Here is a 23632-nt window from a genome sequence, read left to right as displayed (position 1 = left end):
CCGAGCTTAGTTAGTTAGTAGTTGATGGATGATCTTATAATCGTCAAAATCAAAGCGTTCGCCTTTGATCTCTTGATAGGCCTCATGACCCTTTCCGGCAATGAGTATGATGTCGTTAGCGTTGGCCATTTTAGTGGCTGTCTTTATAGCTTGTTTTCTATCTGTTATCGATAGGGTTCGCTTAAAATGCTGTGGCTCTACGCCTTTTTCCATGGCTTCGATAATGGCGTCCGGATCTTCACTTCTTGGGTTATCACTGGTAAAGATGACGGTGGTGCTCATGGCTGCAGCGATCATTCCCATTTTGGGCCGCTTGTCTGCATCTCTATCGCCACCACAGCCTACTACGGTAATGAGCTGCTCATTTCCGGTTCTGATAGCATTAATGGTTTCCAAGACATTCTTTAAGGCATCTGGCGTGTGCGCGTAATCAACTATGGCCGTCACTTGCTGCTGATTGGTGAAATACTGGAATCGACCAGAAACGCTCTCCAACTCGCTTATGTACTGCAGGTTTTCCATGGAATCCATCCCCAACAAATCCGCGACAGCATAAATAGCCAAGAGGTTATACGCATTGAACTCTCCAATGAGTTTCACCCATAGCTCTGCATTATTAATTTTGAGCAACATGCCACTAAATTGATGCTCCAAGAGTTGTGCTTTATAATCTGCAATGGATTTTAAGGCGTAACTGTATTTTTTGGCGATACAGTTCTGTAACATGTAGCGGCCGTTCTTGTCGTCCACATTGGTCAAGGCGAAAGCGTCTTTGGGTAACTGATCAAAAAAGGCCTTCTTCACATCGCGATATTCCTTGAAGCTCTTGTGATAATCCAGATGATCGTGAGTGAGGTTTGTAAAGATCCCACCTTTGAATTGCAAGCCTTCGGTTCGTTTCTGATGGATGCCGTGACTGCTTACTTCCATAAAGCAATAGTCTACTCCGGCATCGACCATTTGACGCAAATATCCATTGATCGCTAAGGGGTCGGGAGTGGTATGAGTCGCCGGAAAATCTTGCTGATCCACTTTGACCACTACCGTAGAAAGCAAGCCTACTTTATATCCCGCCTTGCGATACAGGTCATATAGCAAACTGGCTACCGTTGTTTTACCATTGGTACCCGTTACTCCAATGAGTTGTAGTTCTGCGGATGGTTCATTGTAATAGTTGGCCGCGATCTGGGCCAAAGCGGCATTGGCATCCGCAACAACCACGTAAGTGACACCGTTGACCACATCCGTAGGCAGCTGCTCACAGACTATGGCAATTGCTCCCGCATGTGTTGCTTTGGTAATATAATCATGACCATCTACCTGGGTTCCGCGAATGGCTACAAACATATCGTTCAAACCGATCTTACGCGAATCAAAGGCGACAGTATTCACCACCACATCTGTCCCCCCGACTACTGAATCGAGAGAAACCTTATAAAGTAAATCCTTGAGTTTGATCATGATAATGTCAGGGTTATTTTTTGTCCTTCTCTGATGCTCGTACCACTATCTATGGATTGCTGAATTACATTTCCATTGCCGACCAGTATTACTTCCAAGCCCATATTCTCCAATAATGCCACTGCATCCATGCCCGCCATACCCTTTACGTTGGGCACTTGTTTGGCCGCTTTTTGGGCCATGGCATAATATTTTTCGAAATCTCCGGCTACTTGTTGGCTGGGTTCATCCAGTATTTTCACCTCATCCATTACAGGAACGTCTGTATAGATCTTCTGAGCAATGCGCTTAAAAACCGGTCCAGAAACATCGGCTCCGTAGTACCCCTTTTTAGTGCTCGGTTTATGAATGATCACTATGCAAGAATACTTCGGATCATCTGCCGGAAAGTAACCTGCAAAAGAAGAGATATAACGTTTGTTCTCTTCCCAATCAGATTCCCAGTATTCGGTTTGGGCAGTCCCTGTTTTTCCTGCCATAGAGAAGTACTCGCTGTAAAGACCGTCGCCGGTTCCTCGTTTAACAACATTCTCCAGAACTGCCTGTACTTTCGAAATAGTAGCTTTGGAGCAAATGGCCGGGTTGATAACTTCTGGCTCAAAGGTTTCAATAGCCCGATTCCAGGTGCGTACTTCGGAGATGAAATAGGGCTTTACCATTACCCCATCGTTTGCAATGGCGTTGTAAAAGGTCAAGGTCTGAAGCGGCGTCAAGGTAAGACCATAGCCATAAGCCATAGAAGGCAAGGCGTTTCTGCTCCATTTGGAATTTCCGGGCTTAGGCATATCCGGACTCCCTTCTCCTAGGATGCTAATACCAATAGGCTTGTCCAAATTCCAGCCTTCTAAGATCTTAATGAATCTTTCTGGATCATCCTTGTAGTTCTCATCGATAAGTCTGGCCAAACCGATGTTAGAAGACACCTCCAAAGCCCGAGCCGCAGAAATAGTTCCGTATCCTCCCGTTTTTGAATCGCGAATACGTCTGCCGTAAAAAGTATAAGCACCTCGGCCGGTCTCTACAACCGTAGAGGTATCGATCACTTGATCTTCTAGGGCTGCTGCAAAAGCCATTACTTTGAAAGTAGACCCTGGCTCGTGCGCCTCGCCTACAGCATAGTTATAGGCTTCGTAATATTTTCCGTCTGAGGTTCGCCCAAGGTTAGACACAGCTTTTATTGCCCCTGTCTTTACATCCATCACGATCACACAACCGTGCTCGGCTTCGTAGTATTCTAACTGACGTAACAAGGCGTGATGCGCTATATCTTGTATATTCACGTTGATGGTGGTCACTACGTCAAAGCCATCTTGAGGCTCTATCTCGTTGTCATCGCTCAAAGGCTTCCATTGTCCTTTGGCGATCTTCTGCTTCATGCGACGCCCCTCCTTACCTCTTAAAAAGGATCCGTATGCGCCTTCTAGCCCAATTCTGGTTATAAAACCGTTCTCGTCCGTGCGCTCATAACCAATGGTTCTGCGACCTACCTCACCTAATGGATGTTCTCTTTGAGTGCTTTGATCTACGATGATCCCACCTTTGAATGGACCTTTTTCGAACATCGGAAACCCTTTGATCTTCACATAGTCGGAATAACCCAAATTGCGTGCTATCAATAGGTATCTGTTCTTATTTTGACGCGCTTTGCGCAATCGATCTTGATAGTAAGCTGGGGTTTTACCCAACATTTTGGCCAGTTCTTTGGACAGCGGCACCAAATTCTCCTCAAAAACCGCATTAGACACGGTCACTGCATCAAAACGAATCTCGTATTTAGGCACCGAAGTTGCGAGCAAGCTGCCGTCGTCGGCATAAACGTTACCGCGATTGGCAGGGATCACAAAGTTCTTAAGGGTATTTTCTTGAGCCAACTCACGATATTGATCACCCTCTACAAATTGGATCTTAACCAATTGCATGGTGATCAACAGGGCAAATACAAACAAGGCCCCGGCAACGAAGTACAAACGACTCAGTATGTGTTTTTCGTTAACGGCCATTGCTGCTAATTTGAATTTTTGTCGGAGGAGTTTCTGAGGGAGCCAATCCCCGAGACTTCAAGGCTGCCAAAACACGACTCTCCATTCTGGCTTGGGCCAGCTTCATTCGCACATCGACATATTCACTCTTGAGTTCTTTCACTTGGTTGTTAAGCTGAGCAATACGATGTACTTTCTTGTCTGCACTGTGAGAACTCGCAATCATGATCAAAGCCAAGAACGATAGGAAAATGATGAATTTCCAGTTTTTCATGGCGTCCTCACTCACTAAGAATTTACCTTTAAGTATGTGATAGATATTATCTTTCATACTTAAAGTTTTTCTGCAATTCTGAGCTTGGCAGAACGCGCTCTATTATTTATTTCGATTTCCTCCGCAGTAGGAACAATGAATTTCCCAATGGGCTTAAAAGGAACATCCGAACGACCAAAAACATCTTTCTCAGGCTCTCCCTCAAACATCCCGTTTCGCATAAAGCGTTTCACCAGGCGATCTTCTAGAGAATGATAAGAGATTACCGAAAGTCTACCGCCGGGTTTAAGTACTTCTTGAGTCTGCAACAAGAATTCCTCCAAAGCCGCTAGCTCGTCATTGACAGCAATGCGCAAAGCCTGAAAAACCTGAGCCATAACCTTGTGCTCCTTGTTGCGCGGAATAAATCGTTTGATGACCTCCTTTAGGGTATGGGTGTCAACAATCTCTTTTTTTGTGCGATACTCAACGATCAAACGCGCCATTCCGGCTGCCGCACGCAATTCCCCGTACTTGCGCAATATCTGAGTAAGCTCGGCCTCTGTTGCCTGGTTGACTATATCTTTGGCAGAAAGGCCTTCTTTTTGATTCATTCGCATGTCTAGCTCGGCATTGAATCGCGTAGAAAATCCACGCTCCGCTTGATCGAACTGATGAGAAGAAACACCAAAATCTGCAAGGATGCCATCGACCTGCTTATGCCCGTGAAAACGCAAAAAGCGTTTGAGGTATCTAAAATTTTCTGGAATAAGGGTAAAACGAGGATCGTCTATTATGTTGGCCTGAGCGTCTGGATCTTGGTCAAAAGCTAACAAACGGCCATTTTCATCCAGGCGGCTGAGAATCTCCCGCGAATGGCCACCGCCTCCAAAAGTTACATCGACATAAATTCCCGCCGGCTTAATGTCAAGCCCTGCTACAGTCTCTTCTAGTAAAACGGGTTTATGATAATCCATCAACATCATGCGCTGTATCGCCCATTACCTCTTCGGCCAGATCGGCAAAGTCATTCGCTGCATCCGCTATTGCGGTTTCATACTTGGCTTTGTCCCAGATCTCAACTATTGTGATGGCCGAAGCAATTACAATTTCTTTTGACAGACCTGCAAATTGCATCAGGTCTTTCGGGATCAACAATCGTCCGGTACTATCCAACTCTACGGTGCGAACACCTGCGGTAAAACGGCGAATAAAATCGTTGTTCTTTCTGTTGAAACGATTGAGTCCACTCATCTTATCCATTAGATTATTCCACTCACGCATTGGATAGAGCTCCAAACACGGCTGAAAGACAGCGCGTTTAATCACGAACCCATCGGCCAACGAAGGAGACAGTTGCTTCTTCAAACCAGCAGGCACCATAACGCGACCTTTCACGTCTGCTTTACAATCGTATGTTCCAATGAGATTGAGCACGGAATTTCCCGGAAAAATTTGTTTAGTTGGTCAAATATATCAATATTTTACCACAATTTACCACATTTTACCACATTGTTGATAAGTTTTACCACACTAGTGCAGAAACCTCCATAAACCTTTGATTTTTAATAATTTGAACTCCTTATTTTTGATGTTTATTGTGACCTGCTAACAGGCTTTGTAACCCCCGTAAACATTTGTATTTTAGCCCGACAAACCCAAGGAAGTATTCGCCGATAATTACCTATATTTGCGACAGTCAACTAGCAGCAACCGAATGGCCCACCAATTAAAGAAAGCAGGCAAATTCAGCTACCTCGAGAAAGGGGAAGGTACTCCTATTATCATACTTCACGGATTGATGGGCGGTCTGTCAAACTTTGATGCAGTAACTGAGCACTTCCCGGAACACGGTTATAAGATCTTGATTCCGGAACTCCCGATTTACACCATGCCGCTGCTTAAAACCAATGTTAAAACCTTGGCGGTTTACGTATCTGATTTTATAGACCACATTGGGAACGAGCAGGTTATCCTATTGGGGAATTCATTAGGAGGGCATATAGGTCTTTTGTGTACCAAATTGTACCCTGAAAAGATTAAGGCGCTTGTAATCACTGGTAGTTCTGGGCTTTATGAAAGCGCCATGGGAGAAAGCTATCCCAAGCGGGGAGATTATGAATACATCAAGCAAAAGGCTGAGAATGTCTTCTATGACCCAAAGGTAGCCACCAAAGAGATCGTAGACGAAGTCTACGCCACGGTGAATGACAGGAACAAGCTGATCCGCACCTTGGCTATCGCCAAAAGCGCCATCAGACATAATATGGCGAAAGACCTACCCAACATGCCTAACCCAACTTGTATCATTTGGGGCAAAAACGACAATGTGACTCCGCCCAATGTGGCAGAGGAATTCCACGAACTCCTCCCCGACTCAGACCTCTATTGGATCGACAAATGCGGCCATGCCGCCATGATGGAACATCCAGATCGATTCAACGAAATCTTACACGCTTGGCTCCAAGAGCGACAGCTATAATCTAGCCCAATGGATATCAAATCCGCAACCTTTGTAATGAGCAACAGCGATGTTGCCAAATGCCCTAAGAGCAATTTGCCAGAATACGCCTTTATTGGCAGATCTAATGTGGGTAAGTCATCGCTGATCAACATGCTCACCAATCGAAAAAGTTTGGCCAAAACCTCTGGAAGACCAGGTAAAACGCAGCTCATCAATCATTTTTTGATCAACGAGAATTGGCATCTGGTCGATTTGCCTGGCTATGGCTACGCCCGAGTTTCTAAATCCGACAAGAAGACCTTTCAGAAGTTCATTACGCAATATTTTGAGCGTCGCAAACAATTGGTCATGGGCTTTGTTTTGGTAGACTGTCGCCACGAGCCACAACCCATTGACTTGGAGTTTATGCAATGGCTGGGTGAGAACGCTTTGCCTTTTGGAATAATCTTTACTAAGGCAGACAAACTCAAAACCAACGCTTTAAAACGAAATATCGACACTTATCTGCAGCGCTTATTGGAAACCTGGGAAAGCCTTCCCCCCTACTTTATTACCTCTAGTGCAAAACGAACAGGGGCCGAAGAGTTACTCGATTATATTGATACTATAAACAATGAGATTGAGCAGCAATCTCAATTGTAAGCTTGCAACTTCTCAGTTACGCTCGCTATCAGGGCAGGAGCATCGGCCAGAGCCTTTAATTCCTCCGCAGTCATAAAAACCTCTAAAGACTGCTCGATTTCCATTAAGATAATTGGGAACTCATATTTAGGAAGCCATTTGGAACGAAACGCCTTTTCAAATTCATCTTTGTGATAAAAATACATGGGCAATCTCGCTTCTTGCCTGAATGTCTTCCAGGCCCCCACTTCTTGAAAACTGTTATGCGTTAAACTACAGAGATCACAGTTATAGGTCTCTGGCGATAACCATTTGTGCAAACTGTCTTTTAGGGCATTGAGCTTACCCGAATTTGCATTGTATACAAAATGCAATGCCCGCTCCATTTGAGGCTATTACTTGATACCTGTTTTGTCGGCGAAGTAATCGACAAAATCCAACATGGTATCGGCCATTTTATCGTCGTTGGTTGCGCGTTTGTAGGTTCCCGCCATTCCCAATAAGGTCTGATAAAAGAACACCTTCATCTCCTCTACTGGCATATCCTTGGTCCAAAGATCTATGCGTAAGGCTTCTTTCCCCTTGGGATCCCAAACAGAGATCAAGGCCGCCTTGGATTCCTGATTGGTAACTCCGCCATCGGCGGCGCTCCAACGCAATTTTTCCGGAACTCTATTCTCGTCCAATTCGACTTTAAACGATATCTCTGAAGTATGATTATTTGCCATTATTTTTTTGGTTTGTATTTGGACTGCTGATACAATTGATCTGCAGGTGTAGTTAGCATTTCAGACAAAGAACTGCCGGTGTTATCCATAAAAGCCTTGACCATTTGCAAGCCCATATAACGCCCTATTCTGCCCGGAGATTCATTATCTATCTCTAAATAGAATTTAGAAAATGGCGCTGGATTTATAAATTGGTTCAACAACTTCGGATTTGTATCATAAAGTACTTCGCGCTCTACAAAATAGCGCCAAATGTCCATCTCGTTCTCTTGCGCCCACTGGAATTGGGCCTCGGAATACCCAAGTATGTCAGCCTCGGACTCCAAAGGCAATAGCAGCGATTGCAGGTAGAGCAACTTACCATGATAAAGCATTTGCCCCAAAAAACTTCTATCTCTCGCGGGCGGCACATAGGCACGACTAGCCAGATTTGCCACATCAACTATTAATTGACTTGGCTCCATATTGGCCGAAATATATAGCGGAATCCCTTCGTAAAAAGGATGTGTAGCCCCTAGGTAATTGTCCAGACCAATACTCATCTCTCCTGCTGCCCAAAGCACAGGATCCTTGTAATCTACCTCAGAGATCACCGTGTAGACCCTTGGTGGCTTAAAATCTGGAAAATAGTATTTCAAGTGCTGGAACAACAACTGAAGCTGCACCTCTTGCTCGCTAAAATCTGGAAAACTTTTTTGAACCTCTCTTGCCAAGGCCTGCAGTAGGGTATCTCGTTTTTTGGCTATCCAGAAACTGTCTGGGTATTGCTGCGGAAACAACTGCGGATACTTAGCCTTAAGCTGTGGGATCTCTGCTTCTGAAGCCTTGTCAAATTCCAGATCGAATCTAACGATATCTGTATCGACAGCAACAGCCAAAACCTCTGGTTTGACTTCCGGATTATTCGCACAAGAAAAAATCAAACTAAAACTAGCCGTCAAAACAAGAATTGGCAGCAGTTTCTTAAGACTTAGTACTTGATTCATATTCGTATAACGCGAGGGCAAAAAATAAATTTTAAAATCCTTAATTTTGCTAAGCAAAGGTACGTTAAATCAACCTAAAAGAAAGTGAAAAATGCAAGTAGATAAAGTAACAGAACACATCGTTTCATGGCTTAAGACCTATATAGAAAATGCAGGGCTGGATGGCTTTGTGGTAGGGGTAAGCGGTGGAATAGATTCTGGAGTTACTTCTACACTCTGCGCCATGACCGGTTATCCTACGCTTTGTTTAGAGATGCCTATCCATCAAGCTGCTTCACAGGTAACACGAGCAGAAGAGCACATTGCACAGCTCAAAGAGCGATTTGATAATGTTTCGTCACACCGGGTTGATTTAACACCGGTATTTGAAGGTTTCAAGGATCAAACACCGCCTGTAGAAGACGACACTTTATTAGACCTTTCACTAGCCAATACCAGAGCGCGCCTGCGCATGACAACCCTTTATTATTTTGCGGGATTGAAACGCTATTTGGTAGCTGGCACAGGCAACAAGGTAGAAGACTTCGGAGTTGGGTTTTACACCAAATACGGAGATGGAGGTGTGGACCTCAGTCCAATAGCCGATTTGATGAAAAGCGAAGTCTATGCGGTAGGAGCACATATTGGAGTTCCTCGGGCAATTATGAAAGCCGCTCCAACCGATGGATTGTTCGGAGATAGCCGCACAGACGAAGATCAGATCGGAGCATCTTATGATGAATTAGAATGGGCCATGGCCATGCAAGATCAAGGCAAAGAACCTAGCGATTTTGAGGGTCGAAAAGCAGAAGTATATCGTATCTATTTACGGTTAAACCGTATCAATCAGCACAAGATGCAACCCATTCCAGTATGCGAAATCCCTCAGGATTTACGCTAAGTCCGTGCTTTATCGAAAATTCTGTACGTTAAACGAAATTTAATTCCGTCACTATACCTTTTTGCTATTTTTGAACTTGTAGTATTTCTACTACACAAAAACAAACTGGGAACTTTATGTTCACAGTAACATAACCTCACAATTATGACCAAAGTATTAATAGCGGATCACCACCCCGTAGTACGCAAGGGTATTGAATGTCTGCTTCAGGGGCACGAAACACTCGAGATCGTTGACAAAGTCCACAATGGAACAGAACTTTATAAGGCCTTGCGCGAAGAAAAACCCGATGTACTTGTCATGGAAATTGACATTCCACAAGTAAACGGTATAACCGCGCTTCGAACTATCAAGGCTGAGTTCCCAGATGTACGTGTGCTGATCTATTCAACCAATCCTGAGGAGATATACGCCTTGCGTTCTATCAAATCCGGAGCGGCAGGCTACGTTCCCAAAACCGCATCGACCAAAGTATTTATAGATGCGCTTGAATTAGTAGCAAAAGGAGGAATATTCTTGAACGAAGAGTTAACATCGACTTTCACGTCTCGTAACGTTGGCGAATCCAGTGCGATCAGCCGTTATAAAAAACTATCTTCTCGCGAGATCGAAGTGCTCAATCTGCTGTCTAGCGGTAAGCGCAATAAAGACATTGCTAATGCCTTAGACATCAACGAAAAAACCGTGAGTACTTACAAAACACGCTTACTTAAGAAATTGAAAGTGGACAATCTGGCGGATCTCATTCACCAGTCACGAATGTTCCAATTCAGATAATATTAGAGTACGCGACCAAGCTTGTTGCTCAATACCTTTTTAAGCCCCTGGTAATCTATAATGGTTTCTAGGGGCTCTTTTCTTGCTACAGCCTCGGCCTCTTTCACCTGATTGGCGAGCTCCTCTATTTTTTGCGAGATCAATAGACGTCTTAGGTTCAAAATTGTCTGGCTGACGTACTGCCCTATGGTATACGACTTGTCTTTCACATAGATCTCCTTGCGCTCCCAGTTTCCTAATTGATAGCGCTCATCGTCCATTAGAATGCTTGTTGCTAGGGCTGCAGGCGCAGGTTCCAAACTGTGGATCAAACTATCAATTTTTTGTTCTCCTCCCTGATGCAAGTGTTCTACCAAGGCATAATACAGTGACCTGAAATCTGGATTTGCCAATTCGATCTCATCTTCTTGTAGGTCCAAATACACCTTTTCAAAAACCTTGGCCGTGTGCATTTCTGGTTTGTGGTGCATCTCACCTTGCTCGTCCATTTCCATGATCAAATCCTCAAATTCAGCCTCTTCTTTGCCATACAAAAGCAGAATCTCTAAGATCTTCCGCTCGTATTCGTACAAGGGATCTATTTTTTGCGTGGGTAGCTGTTGGTTAGCTATCACCTCAAAAGGAGGCTGTTCTGGCTTTTTGGCAGCCTTTTTCTGTGCAGCCTGCTCTTTACTGAGAAGTTGTGCCAAGGCGTTAAACAACACCTCTTCGCTCATCTGCATAATACGTGAGCATTCTTGCAGATATACCTCGCGTTGAATAACATCAGGGATCTTGGCAATGCTCTGCACCATTTCTCTGATAGTACTGGCCTTCTTTACGGGATCATTGGCCGATTCTTCTGCCAAAAGCGAAGCTTTGAAGTTGATGAAATCCTGACTCTCCGCCTCTAAGAAGTTAACTACCTCTTGTTGGGAGTGCGCTTTGGCAAAACTGTCCGGGTCTTCCCCTTCCGGGAATGTACAAACGCGAACGTTCATTCCCTGTTCCAAAATGAGGTCTATCCCACGCAATGACGCGCGCAATCCAGCAGCATCGCCATCAAACAAGACCGTGATGTTAGGCGTTAATCTTCTAATTAGTCGAATCTGATCTGGAGTCAAAGCAGTACCAGAAGATGCCACAACATTGGTCACTCCCGTTTGATGCATTTGGATCACATCGGTATAACCTTCTACCAAATAACAGCGATCTTCTTTCGCTATGGTTTGCTTGGCCTGATACAAGCCGTAAAGGATCTTGCTTTTCTGATAGATCTCACTCTCGGGAGAATTAACATACTTAGCAGCCTTTTTGTCGTTGGTCAAAATTCGACCACCGAAACCCAAGACACGACCACTCATGCTGTGAATAGGAAACATCACACGCCCTTTAAAGCGATCGAATTGTTTGTCTTCGCGCACAATGGTCAGCCCCGTTTTGTCGAGATAGTCGAGTTTGTATCCCTTTCCTAAGGCTTCTGAGGTAAAAGCATCCCAACTGTTCGGATTATAACCCAAAGCGAAGTCCTTGATGGTCTTATCTGTAAAGCCGCGTTCTTTAAAATAGGTCAAGCCTATGGCCTTACCCTCTTCGCTGTGGAGCAAGGTCTTATGGAAATAGTCTTTAGCGAATTCACTGACCAAGTACAAGCTTTCGCGTTCGCTGGCCATTTGTTTTTGCTCGTCGGTCTGCTGGGTCTCCTCCACCTCAATGCCGTACTTTTTAGCCAGATACTTTATCGCCTCCGGATAGGAGAAATGTTCATGCTCCATTAAAAAGGCCACAACATTACCACCTTTCCCACTGGAAAAGTCTTTCCAGATCTGCTTTACAGGAGAGACCATAAAACTCGGAGTACGTTCGTCAGTAAAGGGACTCAAGCCCTTAAAATTTGAACCCGATTTCTTGAGTTGTACAAAGTCGCCAATCACTTCTTCTAAGCGAGCGGTTTCAAAAACTTTGTCTATGGTACTTTTGGAGATCAATACTCAGGTCTAAGAGGATAAAAATAGCAAAATAGCCACTAACTTCACTAAAAAAGGCACCCTAAGGTGCCTCTTTCTTTTTAAATGAGAACGCAGTTAATCTACGTCAAATCGCAAGCCGAGTGAGATGTTGCGCTGCTCCACCGGATTGTCTTTAAATATTGGGTTCAGATCGTACTTCACATACAAGGCCATCCCAGTCCAACCGATATAACCACTCAGGCCATAGGCAAAGTTGTTCGTATTGAAATTTCCGGTCTGTTTTTGCTCTACCTCATTCCCATCCGGACCGTCAAAACGCAATTTCTGAACCGTGCGCAAACGGAATCCGGCGTAGCCTCCCAAACCAACCTTTAATTTGTTGCGGGTTGAATAGCGGAAATAATCTTCTTTCTCGATCTTTCTAGAAGGGCCGAATTCAAAGTGAACCGGAAACACTAAGTAGTCATTTCTGAGTTTTGATTTGTCCAGATTAGCGCCAAATTCACGCACTACAGTCTCACTACCCGTGTCTTCAAAGAAGCGATCGTCGGTTAATTTAAGGCCGTTGAACTGGAATGAGAATCCGTATTTAAGACGCAGCCAATTGGTATTTTTAAATACTCGGGTTCTCCAGGCTACTCCCAATTCAAAAAAGCGGCTACCAGCAATTTTAAAATCAGTATCTCCAAAGGACTGCCCATCGGTGATCGCATTGTTCAATCCAAAGGCCAAAACTAAGTCGCTAGTGGTTCTGCGATCGTACTTACGCTCTCTAGGCGTGTAATCGAAATCCAGGAGTTTTCCTTTTGAAAAAACAACCAACTCAAAATTATCGGTTGCCGTGGTGTTTAAAGAACCGTTGCGCTCTAGCAGATCGATCTGATTTTGAATGATCACTATGCGATTCTCAATATTTAAAGCGCGTTTCTCTGCAGCAGCCTGTTTGAGTTCTGTAGCCTGCTCTTCTGTGATCTCGCCATTTTCCAGGCGCTCGTTAATTGCAATGACCTCGTCCTTTAAGGCCTCTTTTTCCTCAGTTTGCACCGCTTCTATCTTTCCTTGCAAATAATCGATCTGTGCCTGCGCATCCTTTGTTTCCTGTGCACATAGCGAGACGGTCGCGAGCAACCAAATAACAACAGCGGTACTGTAAGTAATGATTCTCATATGATTTTTAATTTAAGTAGAAGCAAACCCCACCCCTACCACCGCAGGGGTAGTGCTAAGCTTCCAGATTGATGAATGAATGAATTAATTATTGCGAGTGGCCATGGCCGTTCGAATCTTGTTGTAACCTTCGCCCAAAGCGTCAAAGACCTTATCTCTAAAAGAGCGTTCCAGATCGTATTCAACATCCATTAGCAAGGCGTTGGCATCTACTTTTAAAGTCTCCATATTGATGAGCGACTTGGCTTTCAATTCCTTTTGGGCGGCTTCTAATAGCGCTGCTATCTCGGCTTCGGTGATCTGAGCATTAGCAGCCTCCATGTCTTTTATCTTTCCGACCACTTCATCGATCTTTGCAGCCACTGCATCTTGTGAATCAGTTGACGTAGCATTACTATCTGAAGCGCTTATGGCCGTGTCATCTATTTCTTTAGGAGTTACAATTATCACCGCTTCGGATTTTGGCATTTGAGTCTTCGGAGCTTGAGCTATTGCAGTTTTTTCATCGGTTTTCTGCGGAGCTTTATCAATAGGCTTGTTGATTGCTTCGGATTTTTCATTTTGCTGCTCTACTGCAACTATATCCTCTTGCTGCTGATCTTGCTCCTGCTCCAACGGAACGACAGGAATTACAGATTCCGTATTTGGTGCTTCAGGTTTAGGTTCTTCAATGACGATCTCGTTTTGCTGCAGACTCGGATCACTGCTAAAAAATAAAGATCCTATTAAGGCAAGTCCAGCAATACCTGCAGCAATGGCCCACCAAATTCCTAAGCCTCGTTTCTTTTTACTGGTCTTCTCATCCAATTGATTTGACAGTTTTTTCCAGGCCTCGGCACTCGGGGAAATCTCACGATTTTCGAACTGATCGCGTATGTTATCTTCTAATTTAAGGGGTGCCATAATTTGTCTTATTTTGAGCGTTTAGTCGGTGCTGTAATAGTTTGCGCGCCTTAAACAACTGGCTCTTTGAGGTGCTTTCACTGATCTCGAGGGCTTCGGCGATCTCACTGTGCTTATATCCTTCTACAGCATACATCACAAAGACCATTTTATATCCTTCCGGCAGCTCGTCAATTATGCGCTGCAGGTGTTCTACTTCTAAAGGGCTGTCCAAATAAACTGCGTGATCGGTGGTATGATCTATGACCTCTTCTGGTTCAAAGTGCAATTTGCGTTCTTTACGAAGCCATGAAATGGACTCTCTGACCATGATCCGGCGCAGCCAACCTTCAAAACTCCCGGTCCCCTTATAAGAATCTAAAGCAGTAAAAGCTTTAAAAAAACCACCTATCATGACCTCTTCTGCCAGAGAAATGTCGCTTATGTATTGGCGGCAGACACTGAGCATCTTAGGCGCAAACATCTCGTACATTTGTTGCTGAGCCTTGCGATTGTTCGCTTTGGCTTTCTCTAAAAGTCGTTCTAGATTCTTATGTAAAGTGATCACTTTCACTAAAGCAGACCTTGTTGGGTTTCGCTATAAAGACGCAATAAGTTGACCAAAGGTTGCCTGAGGTCTAAAAATTATTTTTTTCTGTCGATCACATAGTCCACCATAAGCACCAATGAATCCTTGTAAGGCGAGTCTGGATAAGGCTTTATCATCTCCATAGCCTGTTCTTGATAGTCCTTCATTTTTTTTATGGCATAGTCCAAACCACCGACCTCTTTTACATAGGCAATAACTTCGCGAACGCGTTTTTTATCGGTATTGTGATTCTTGACAGAATTGATGAGCCAGCGCTTTTTTTCTAAAGGAGCATGGTTGAGTGCATATATGAGCGGCAGGGTCATTTTCTGTTCTTTAATGTCTATACCGGTCGGTTTCCCGATCTTGGCCTCTCCGTAATCAAAAAGATCATCCTTGATCTGGAAGGCCATCCCGATAAGCTCACCAAATTTCTCCATCAGTTGAACTTCTTCTTTAGAAGCCCGTACCGACTGGGCACCCATAGCGCAGCAAGCCGCAATAAGTGTAGCGGTCTTTTTGCGAATGATCTCGTAATAGACATCTTCGGTGATATCCAATTTACGCGCCTTGTCGATCTGAAGGAGTTCTCCTTCTGCCATTTCGCGCACGGCCTTGGAGATGATCTTAAGCAAGTCAAAATCTTCATTGTCTATACACATCAACATCCCTTTAGACAACATGAAATCACCCACTAAAACCGCGATCTTATTTTTCCAAAGTGCATTTATAGAGAAAAAACCACGCCTCTTGTTGGAATCGTCTACCACGTCGTCATGAACTAAGGTAGCGGTATGGATAAGCTCAATTACACTTGCTCCGCGATAGACCCTATCGCTCAAGGGATCATCGCCTTGGATCATCTTAGCGATGAGGAAAACGAACATGGGTCGCATCTGCTTGCCCTTTCGATTCACCACATAATGCGTAATCCGATTGAACAGCGCAACCTTGGACTGCATGGAGTTCGAGAACTTCTTCTCAAAGAGTTCCATTTCCAGCTCTATGGGCAATTTGATTTGACTAACCGTCTTCACCCTACAAAGATACGAGAAAAGCGGGGCTTACTAATGCTTGTTTGCCAGTTGCCCGCAAGCGGCGTCTATGTCCTTTCCGCGGCTGCGTCTCACGGTAACAGGTATGCGCTTGGCTTCTAGTTTTTGAATGTAACGATCTAATACTGCATCCTCTGCTTGTTGGAACTTATCGTCTCCAATAGGATTGTATTCGATAATATTGACCTTACAGGGCACATATTGGCAGTATTTGACCAAGGCGTCAATGGCCTCATCAGAGTCGTTGATGTCTTTCCAAACTACATATTCGTAGGTGATACGTCGTTTAGTCTTCGCATACCAGTATTCGAGGGCCTCTCGCAGGTCATCTAGCGTAAATCGCTTGGCAAAGGGCATGATCTGCTCCCGTGTTTCTTGTATTGCGCTGTGCAAGGAAACAGCCAGGTTGAATTTCACCCCATCGTCTGCCAGTTTTTTGATCATTTTAGGTACTCCGGAGGTAGAGACCACTATGCGTTTAGGAGACATACCCAGCCCCTCTGCACTGGTTATCTTTTCTATGGCTGCGAGCACATTATTGTAGTTCATTAGTGGCTCACCCATCCCCATAAAAACAATATTAGATAGTGGCCTGTTGTAATACAGCTGACTTTCCTTGTGGATCGCCATTACTTGATCGTAGATCTCATCCGGGTTCAGATTACGCATACGCTTAAGCTGAGCAGTGGCACAAAAGGCACAATCTAAACTACAACCCACTTGAGAAGAAACGCAGGCAGTAGTTCGGGTTTCGGTGGGAATCAAAACGGATTCTACTATAAGACCATCGTGCAAGGCGACGGCGTTCTTTAAGGTGCCATCTTCGCTTTTTTGAATTTGATCTACCGCAATATGATTGATCACAAAGTGCTGTTCCAACAAGGCACGCGTTGGCTTAGACAAATTGGTCATGGCTTCAAAATCATGCGCACCCTTGGTCCAGAGCCATTCATAGACCTGGTTGCCACGAAAGGCCTTGTCGCCTTGAGCGACAAAAAAATCTCGCAATTGCTCTTTGGTCAAGGCGCGTATGTCTTGCCGTTTGATTTCCATGTTGCAAAACTACCACAATTAGCCATAAAAAAACCCTTTCTGCTAAGAGAAAGGGTTTTAGATATCGTTTTGGTCAGCCTAGTGACGCACAATGATCTTTTTAGTTAGGCTCGCTGCGTTCTCATCGTCTACGATCTTTAAGAAATAGACACCGTTTTGCAGATCTGAAACATTCAGTTCATTATTCACAGCCGAAAAGCTTCCGCGCTTCACAACTTGTCCTAAGATGGTGTAAAGCTCGTAATCCAAGCTACTGCTTCCAAAGTGAACCACATTCAGTAATGAATTTGCTGGGTTCGGGAAGATAGACAGATTAGTCTCGAACTGGAAGTCGTTAGTAGAAAGTGTCTCAAGCGTATCGCCAGCGTCTCCGTCCGGATCTAACCAAGGCTTTAAACTGTTGGTTGGTGAAGAACCAAAGTCCCAAGACTTGTCAAAACGTCCATAAACATCGAAACCACCGTTGTCGTTGGTCCCTGCACAAGCAGCAGATCCTCCGGCCAATTGTCCTACGATCAAACCGTTCTGATCAAATAATGGAGACCCTGAAGAACCTCCTTCGGTAACTCCAATATCCCAACCGTCACCACCGCCGAATCCAGAACCACTGATCACCCACATCTCTGTAGATGGGTTCCCGTTAAAGCTAATGGCACTTTTAAAAGGCGATTCGTCATCACGACATACTTTCATAATGTCTCCAGAAGGGTGGTGAATACCTACGGTGTAATTTGGCACTGCAGTAGCACTGCGGTTCCAACCAGCCCATACCAGGTTCCAAGAATCTGGCAAGGAACCGAGTAAACGCACTAGCATTACATCGGACTCTGAATTGATAGCCAAACGCTCCGCACCACTGGTAGTGTTAAAAGATCCACTGGTACTTGGAGTTGTTGTTCCACAAGATGGAGAAGGACTTCTCCAGTTAAAGCGGAACGACCAAGTTGCCGGAGTACCTCCATTACAGTGATTTGCTGTCAAGAAATAAGGCTCTCTGTCGTTAGCTGTATTGTTGATCAAAGCTCCACTACATACTCCACCACCAATGATAAAGAGTGCAACAGATCTTTTTAGGTCTTCTTTTAGTGGATCCCAATCAGCGCCTACAGTACAATCTACATCATGGTTACAAGATCCGGAGTCGTTAAGACCTTTAGCAGTAACCACCTCATCGGTAAATTGCTGAACAGAGCGGTAACCGTGTACCACTTTGCTGATATTTAGAGAACCTTGACCGCGAACAGCTTTTGGTTCAAAATATTCGATCCAAATATTCTCACCGTCAACCATCCAAGTTCCGAGCATTTTCTCTTCGTTGTTCAGGTTGTCCGTGTAAGCTCCAAGCAAGGCAGTACGGGCATCGTTATAGAGATATACCTTAGCTCCTGCTGGTAAATCGTATTTGTCAAAAATGAAGTTCATGGTCTTAGCACCTTCAGAAACGATGTTGACTCTCCAAACACCATCACCGTTAGGAAGTTCATCCCATACACCGGCATTGTCTAATCCAAGGTCTACATCCAACTCGATCCCAAAACGGTAAGGACCATCTCCCTTTCTGTAGGCAGCATCTTCCGCATAAACAGTTTCAAAATCGATAGCCTCCATTTCCACTGGAGAAACAGCCGAGCGCGCACTCATTGTCCAACTGCGCGGTTCCCCTTCATTGGTCACCTGGGCCTGAGATGTAAACCCTAGAGCTAAAAGCCCTAATAGCAAAGTAATTTTTTTCATGTAAGCATTTTTAGTCAGTTGCGTGCAGTTTCCCTGACGCATAATAGGTTATAAGCTCTAAATGTACATCTTTTTTTGGAATCGACCCTTGGGAAATTCCTGCTTTATGGCATAAAAAAGCCCTTACAAGATCAACATAGCATCTCCGTAAGAATAGAATCTGTATTTTTCCTTTACCGCTTCTGCATAAGCCTCTTTAATAAAATCGTGTCCAGCAAAAGCAGAAACCATCATCAATAGCGTAGATTTTGGTGTATGCAAATTGGTGATCATTGCGTTAGCAATACTGAAATCGTAAGGTGGAAAAATGAACTTATTGGTCCACCCTGCATACGGGTTTAGCGTGTGGTTAGAAGACACTGAACTCTCTAGGGTTCTCATAGCAGTAGTACCTACAGCACAAATGCGTTTCTTATTGGCCAAGCCTGTATTGATGATGTTGGCGGCTTCTGGAGAGATAATGATCTCTTCGGAATCCATTTTGTGCTTGCTCAAATCTTCTACCTCTACAGGAGAGAAAGTACCCAAACCTACATGCAAGGTAACTTCGCTGAAGTTAACACCTTTGATCTCCAAACGTTTCATCAAGTGCTTTGAAAAGTGAAGTCCAGCTGTTGGAGCTGCAACGGCACCTTCGTTCTTAGCGTAAATTGTTTGGTAACGCTCTTCATCTTCTGGCTCTACATCTCTTTTGATGTATTTCGGAAGTGGTGTTTGTCCTAATTCGTTGAGCTTCATGCGGAACTCCTCATAAGACCCATCGTATAAGAATCTCAAAGTACGCCCGCGAGAAGTGGTATTGTCTATCACCTCGGCAACCAAACTTTCGTCTTCTCCGAAGTAGAGCTTGTTTCCAATTCGGATCTTTCGCGCAGGATCTACCAATACATCCCACAAACGCGTCTCTGCATTGAGTTCTCTAAGCAAGAAAACCTCAATACGCGCTCCTGTCTTTTCTTTGTTTCCAAATAAACGAGCAGGGAAAACTTTGGTGTTGTTCAACACCAAAACATCGTCTTCATTGAAATACTCAATAAGGTCTTTGAACATGCGATGTTCAATGGTCTGTTTCTCTCTGTCTAATACCATTAGACGCGATTCGTCTCGGTTGGCAGAAGGATATTCTGCGAGTAATTCGTTAGGAAGATCAAAGTTAAAATTAGAGAGCTTCATAGGCCTTCAGCGGGTTTTTAGATTACAAAGGTTGCAAATATACAACCTCGGCATAGGGGTTGTCAAGTAAATGGCTGTTTATCTTTTGTTTTCAATAGAAAAACCTAGGGTCTTTAGGTCGTCCCAGAATTCAGGGTAAGACTTAGAAACCACTTCTGCCTCCTCAATAACGAGTTCTGTTTTAAGCGCTAGTGGCGCAAAGGCCATGGCCATGCGATGGTCTTGATAGGTCGCCACACGCACCTTGCGCTTTATCTGATTAGAAGGGCTTAAACTCAGATGATCATCGGTGATATTAACCTGGGCTCCAAATTTTTCCAATTCATTCTTTAAGGCAAGCAAACGGTCTGTCTCTTTGATCTTTAAGGTGTGTAATCCAGAGAGCTCACAACCGATCCCTAGACCAAAACAACAAACTGCTATGGTTTGTGCCAAATCCGGAGTATCTACTAAATCAGCACTGTAAATTTCAGGTAATTCCACTGCTTTCTTACTTAGGACAAGACTCACCTCCTCGGCATTAAACTCCGAACTCACTCCCAATGGGATGAACAATTGGACCAGAGCGGAGTCTCCTTGTAAGCTTGTGGCTTTGTAGCTACGGAGTTTAATATGATCTGCTGTACCTAAAGCCATCAGACTGTAAAAATAAGAGGCAGAACTCCAGTCAGATTCCACAGTGAATGAGGTGGTTGCCAACTGGCCTATCGGGCTAACTCGAACCTCAGACTCACTAAGTTCGGTCTTTGCTCCTAAGGCCTCTAAGAGCGTCAAGGTCATTTTTAAATATGGGATAGACGTAAGTTTTCCGTCTAGCTGCAAGCGAATTCCATCTTTGAAACTAGATCCTGTTAGCAACAAGGAAGACAGATACTGACTCGATATATTCGCTGCTATGCGCACCGTATTATTTTTAGGCGCAACCCCTTTGATCCGCAAAGGCGGATAGCCTTCTTCTTTTTCGTATTGAATGTTTGCGCCGAGTTGTCGTAAGGCATCCACCAAAACCCCTATAGGTCGTTGTTGCATGCGCTCACTGCCAGTTAGCACGCCTTCAAAACCTGGCTTCATAGCCAGATAAGTGGTTAAAAAGCGCATGGAAGTACCTGCATGATGAATATCTATGAGGTCTGAATCGCTGCTTAAAGCCGCTTCTAGTACTTTGGTGTCATCACTGTTAGATAGGTTGGCAATCTCTAAGGCTGGATATAGCGCTTTTAGAATCAACAAGCGATTGGATTCACTTTTAGATCCTGTGATCTTTAGTTCTCCGGACTTCAAGGCCGGAACACTGAGAAATAGATTCATTGTTGGTCGCGTTTGTATTTGGCCCAAAATTTTCCGTAGGTCACAAAAAAGCCATAGACCAGTCCACTGGCAATACACACCCCTACAAACTCTACCGGATCGCGCTCGTCCCAAAAAGACATTTTGAATCCGTTCACTCCCCAGAACAAGACCACAAAGACCACAATAAAAGCGGAGCCTAAAGAGGCCACGGATTTCCAGAATTTAGCGTCAGACAATATGCGTTTTATCATCTTATTTTAGTTTTGGATTTTGTTGATGCCTGTCGTGATCGCGTTTGGTCTTAAGGTCCATTTTCTTGTCGAAAGCGGCTTGCAAGTCTATCCCCGTCTGATTGGCCAGACACAGCACTACAAAAACTACATCGGCGAGTTCTTCGCCCAGGTCGTTGTCTTTGTCGGAAGGCTTTTCACTCTGCTCGCCATAACGGCGAGCAATGATACGAGCAACTTCACCGACTTCCTCCGTAAGTTGAGCCATATTGGTCAATTCGTTGAAATATCGAACGCCGTGATCCTTGATCCAGTCGTCCACTGCCTTTTGAGCATGTGCCAAATTCATAACTACGATTTACTGATGACTACTTTTTCACTTTCCTTAGCCACACGTTGGCTGTAAAATTCTTTCAAGGTTTCGTAGTACAAAGCAGGTACTACGGCCTGTTTCATGGTCATGGAGCAGACCAGGTTCAATTTACCATCTGCTTGCGCAATGTTAAAAGTATAAGCTCCCAATCCGTCGGGTAAAGAAATATTCAGCGCCTCTGGTACATTGGTCACCGTATAGCCCTCTGGCAAATTGATATTGATGATCTTTCTGTGCAGATACGGATGCACAAAATTGATGGGATAATTCCGCTCGTCTAGCTTAAAGGGGTTCTCATACATCCCCAAAAAGAACATCGGATTCAAATAGATATCGCCGTCTATGATCTCTACCGCACCTTCCTTTTCAAAGTCGTAACTCATACTAACTGGCTTAGAAGGATCCTTTAGGTTCTTAAGTTCGAGCTCACTTACCAGATCCAGGTTGTAATTGTCCATAAGTTCTTCTTCGATCTTTGATATGCTTTCATTCTCGTAGCTGCGGCGCTGATCTAGAGCCTCTAAAAGTGTTAGATTAGAACGGACATTTCCGTTTATATCTCCAAAGTCGTCCAAGTTCACCGTGAGCATGGTACTCACCTGACTGATGGTATTGGGATAGAGGTCCACCTTCATAGAAAGGCCATTTTCCATCACCATGGTTCCATTCCAATTCAGAACACGACTTGGCAAGACATTAGGCGCTGTCATTTTTTCTGTAGCGTCTAGCAAATAGCGCTGGCCGTCAATCTCTACTGCGGCAATGACATAGTTGAACCCATCGAGCGTTGGGTAAGCCGGAATCCCGTGACTACGAGTACTCACCAATACAGGATCTGCATTGAGCCCTGCTTCTTTAAGCATGGCTACAAGGAGCAGATTTATATCGCCAGTGTTTCCTGTTTGATCCTTATACGCTCGAGCAATTCCAGAGGCTGCAGTCATCCCATAGCGCTTGTTCCAATTCATATGGGATTTCACATGATTAAAGATGCGATTCATACGATCCAAATATCCGCTTGAACCTTCTAGCACTGAAGCCAGATCATCTTTAAAGAAACTTGTTCGCTCGAGTTGTTTTCCAAAACCATCGTATTTGTAGATAGTCTTCACCACGTCCTCCCAAGTCTTTGAATACTCTTTGACCACTCCAGATTGACTTTTGGTACTGCTGAGCTCATAGACCACCATAAAACGATAATTGTCAATATTATCAACATAAGGTTCCTCTTTCAAAGCCGGAACATGCATGTATTCGTATTCTGAAATAAATTCTTTAAATATGGCCGCGCCATCTTTTGTTGTAGAGGTTAACCCGCCTCCTTGCTCATAGGTGAAGTCGATTCTACGAGTGTCTGTATAATCTTTGGGCTGTGCATTAAAATTACCTTTGATGAGTCGGCTAAATTGAAAATACTCCAAGATCTGGATCTTGGTGTAATGATGAGCCGTTGGAATATCTTCTTGTATAACCACATCGTCGATAATAGTAAAATAAGGAGATACTACACGATACGATATCTCTAGAACCGAACCTACCTTAACCGCTGGCATCGTCAAATTTACCTCCATGCGATTTTCGTTCTCCATATTTTCAAAAATTCCAGATTTGCTCAGCTTCTCTGACTTTATCTTACCATCTTCTAAATTATAGGTATAAGCCTTTATGCTTTCGATACGCTCTTTGAGCTTTCCCTTTTGATACAGGTTGATCTTTCTGGTGGCATAATCCAAACCGTCTTTGGTCAAGATCTTGATGCGTTCGTGTACATCAGTATACAAAACCCATCCCTTTACCTCATCGTCTTCGTAATATGTGTTCCGAGATTTATGCAAATAAACGGCATCTGCGGTGGTGTCTTGAGCGTAGACACTCATACTCAACTCTTCTTTAGAGACTTTTTTGAATTCGTAATCTTGGGCAAAGGAGATACTGCAGATAAAAAATAATGCAAGGATCCATCCTGCTTGGGATACTCTTTGAAACAT

At 44.1% G+C, this 23632-nt stretch carries 24 protein-coding genes; 4 read left to right on the top strand and 20 right to left on the bottom strand.

Annotation, left to right across the window (positions count from 1 at the left end; all coding sequences use genetic code 11):
• Positions 1 to 6: 6 nt before the first annotated feature.
• From AC0J2F_RS10150 to mraZ, 5 genes are read right to left on the bottom strand one after another with little or no spacing between them, the layout of a single operon-like run.
• Complete coding sequence (locus AC0J2F_RS10150) at positions 7 to 1461, bottom strand: UDP-N-acetylmuramoyl-L-alanyl-D-glutamate--2,6-diaminopimelate ligase (protein WP_473007555.1); 1455 nt, start codon at positions 1459 to 1461, stop codon at positions 7 to 9.
• Positions 1458 to 3461, bottom strand: coding sequence for a penicillin-binding protein (locus AC0J2F_RS10145; RefSeq protein WP_473007554.1), 2004 nt, complete (start codon positions 3459 to 3461; stop codon positions 1458 to 1460). The genes AC0J2F_RS10150 and AC0J2F_RS10145 overlap by 4 nt, the downstream gene beginning before the upstream one ends.
• Positions 3451 to 3771, bottom strand: a complete 321-nt coding sequence (locus AC0J2F_RS10140) for an FtsL-like putative cell division protein (protein ID WP_087523281.1) — start codon at positions 3769 to 3771, stop codon at positions 3451 to 3453. The genes AC0J2F_RS10145 and AC0J2F_RS10140 overlap by 11 nt, the downstream gene beginning before the upstream one ends.
• Positions 3772 to 3773: 2 nt before the next feature.
• Entirely contained in the window at positions 3774 to 4670 is an 897-nt protein-coding gene (rsmH, locus tag AC0J2F_RS10135; protein ID WP_473007553.1) for a 16S rRNA (cytosine(1402)-N(4))-methyltransferase RsmH, read from the bottom strand.
• Complete coding sequence (gene mraZ / locus AC0J2F_RS10130; protein WP_374959129.1) at positions 4657 to 5130, bottom strand: division/cell wall cluster transcriptional repressor MraZ; 474 nt, start codon at positions 5128 to 5130, stop codon at positions 4657 to 4659. The genes rsmH and mraZ overlap by 14 nt, the downstream gene beginning before the upstream one ends.
• Before the next feature lie 280 nt (positions 5131 to 5410).
• Here mraZ and AC0J2F_RS10125 point away from each other — a divergent pair, with 280 nt between their 5' ends.
• Complete coding sequence (locus AC0J2F_RS10125; protein ID WP_473007552.1) at positions 5411 to 6175, top strand: alpha/beta fold hydrolase; 765 nt, start codon at positions 5411 to 5413, stop codon at positions 6173 to 6175.
• A 9-nt stretch (positions 6176 to 6184) separates the two neighbouring features.
• Positions 6185 to 6799 carry a ribosome biogenesis GTP-binding protein YihA/YsxC gene (yihA, locus tag AC0J2F_RS10120; RefSeq protein WP_473007551.1) on the top strand — a complete coding sequence of 205 codons (615 nt, stop codon included), beginning with the start codon at positions 6185 to 6187 and terminating at the stop codon, positions 6797 to 6799.
• Here the strand turns inward: yihA and AC0J2F_RS10115 are convergent.
• The 3 genes from AC0J2F_RS10115 to gldB are packed head-to-tail and all read right to left on the bottom strand — an operon-like array spanning position 6790 to position 8492.
• Positions 6790 to 7164, bottom strand: a complete 375-nt coding sequence (locus tag AC0J2F_RS10115; protein ID WP_473007550.1) for a GTPase — start codon at positions 7162 to 7164, stop codon at positions 6790 to 6792. The genes yihA and AC0J2F_RS10115 overlap by 10 nt on opposite strands.
• A gap of 9 nt (positions 7165 to 7173) precedes the next feature.
• Positions 7174 to 7506 (bottom strand): gliding motility protein GldC, encoded by a 333-nt coding sequence (gene gldC / locus AC0J2F_RS10110; protein WP_473007549.1) that lies wholly within the window; start codon positions 7504 to 7506, stop codon positions 7174 to 7176.
• The gene (gldB, locus tag AC0J2F_RS10105; RefSeq protein ID WP_473007548.1) at positions 7506 to 8492 is read right to left on the bottom strand and encodes a gliding motility lipoprotein GldB; all 987 of its coding nucleotides are present in this window, start codon (positions 8490 to 8492) and stop codon (positions 7506 to 7508) included. The genes gldC and gldB overlap by 1 nt, the downstream gene beginning before the upstream one ends.
• Before the next feature lie 91 nt (positions 8493 to 8583).
• Between gldB and nadE the strand changes: the two genes are divergently transcribed.
• Entirely contained in the window at positions 8584 to 9372 is a 789-nt protein-coding gene (gene nadE / locus AC0J2F_RS10100; RefSeq protein WP_473007547.1) for an NAD(+) synthase, read from the top strand.
• A gap of 144 nt (positions 9373 to 9516) precedes the next feature.
• Positions 9517 to 10149 carry a response regulator gene (locus AC0J2F_RS10095; protein ID WP_374957385.1) on the top strand — a complete coding sequence of 211 codons (633 nt, stop codon included), beginning with the start codon at positions 9517 to 9519 and terminating at the stop codon, positions 10147 to 10149.
• Between the two features lie 2 nt (positions 10150 to 10151).
• Here the strand turns inward: AC0J2F_RS10095 and dnaG are convergent, their stop codons facing one another.
• From dnaG to AC0J2F_RS10035, 12 genes are all read right to left on the bottom strand, one after another.
• Positions 10152 to 12116, bottom strand: coding sequence for a DNA primase (gene dnaG / locus AC0J2F_RS10090; protein WP_473007546.1), 1965 nt, complete (start codon positions 12114 to 12116; stop codon positions 10152 to 10154).
• 96 nt (positions 12117 to 12212) lie between these two features.
• The gene (locus tag AC0J2F_RS10085) at positions 12213 to 13265 is read right to left on the bottom strand and encodes a coiled-coil domain-containing protein (protein WP_473007545.1); all 1053 of its coding nucleotides are present in this window, start codon (positions 13263 to 13265) and stop codon (positions 12213 to 12215) included.
• 84 nt (positions 13266 to 13349) lie between these two features.
• Positions 13350 to 14168: a hypothetical protein gene (locus AC0J2F_RS10080; RefSeq protein WP_473007544.1), complete on the bottom strand. Its 819-nt coding sequence runs from the start codon at positions 14166 to 14168 to the stop codon at positions 13350 to 13352.
• Positions 14155 to 14721 carry an RNA polymerase sigma factor gene (locus tag AC0J2F_RS10075; RefSeq protein WP_473007543.1) on the bottom strand — a complete coding sequence of 189 codons (567 nt, stop codon included), beginning with the start codon at positions 14719 to 14721 and terminating at the stop codon, positions 14155 to 14157. The genes AC0J2F_RS10080 and AC0J2F_RS10075 overlap by 14 nt, the downstream gene beginning before the upstream one ends.
• A 71-nt stretch (positions 14722 to 14792) precedes the next feature.
• Positions 14793 to 15773 (bottom strand): polyprenyl synthetase family protein, encoded by a 981-nt coding sequence (locus AC0J2F_RS10070; RefSeq protein ID WP_473007542.1) that lies wholly within the window; start codon positions 15771 to 15773, stop codon positions 14793 to 14795.
• 30 nt (positions 15774 to 15803) lie between these two features.
• Positions 15804 to 16844 (bottom strand): dual-specificity RNA methyltransferase RlmN, encoded by a 1041-nt coding sequence (gene rlmN, locus AC0J2F_RS10065; RefSeq protein WP_473007541.1) that lies wholly within the window; start codon positions 16842 to 16844, stop codon positions 15804 to 15806.
• Positions 16845 to 16922: 78 nt separating this feature from the next.
• Entirely contained in the window at positions 16923 to 18578 is a 1656-nt protein-coding gene (locus tag AC0J2F_RS10060) for a T9SS type A sorting domain-containing protein (RefSeq protein ID WP_473007540.1), read from the bottom strand.
• 123 nt (positions 18579 to 18701) lie between these two features.
• Complete coding sequence (gene queA / locus AC0J2F_RS10055) at positions 18702 to 19751, bottom strand: tRNA preQ1(34) S-adenosylmethionine ribosyltransferase-isomerase QueA (RefSeq protein ID WP_473007539.1); 1050 nt, start codon at positions 19749 to 19751, stop codon at positions 18702 to 18704.
• A gap of 78 nt (positions 19752 to 19829) precedes the next feature.
• The gene (locus tag AC0J2F_RS10050) at positions 19830 to 21059 is read right to left on the bottom strand and encodes a 3-phosphoshikimate 1-carboxyvinyltransferase (RefSeq protein WP_374959136.1); all 1230 of its coding nucleotides are present in this window, start codon (positions 21057 to 21059) and stop codon (positions 19830 to 19832) included.
• Positions 21056 to 21292, bottom strand: a complete 237-nt coding sequence (locus AC0J2F_RS10045) for a hypothetical protein (protein ID WP_473007538.1) — start codon at positions 21290 to 21292, stop codon at positions 21056 to 21058. Before AC0J2F_RS10045 ends, AC0J2F_RS10050 begins: the two co-directional genes overlap by 4 nt.
• Position 21293: 1 nt before the next feature.
• On the bottom strand, positions 21294 to 21620 hold the full coding sequence (locus AC0J2F_RS10040; RefSeq protein WP_374957375.1) for a nucleotide pyrophosphohydrolase: 327 nt from the start codon (positions 21618 to 21620) through the stop codon (positions 21294 to 21296).
• 2 nt (positions 21621 to 21622) lie between these two features.
• Positions 21623 to 23632 carry a DUF3857 domain-containing protein gene (locus AC0J2F_RS10035; RefSeq protein ID WP_473007537.1) on the bottom strand — a complete coding sequence of 670 codons (2010 nt, stop codon included), beginning with the start codon at positions 23630 to 23632 and terminating at the stop codon, positions 21623 to 21625.

This window comes from Gilvibacter sp. CC01 (assembly GCF_055755295.1).
This window is presented reverse-complemented; position numbering and strand designations above follow the sequence as displayed.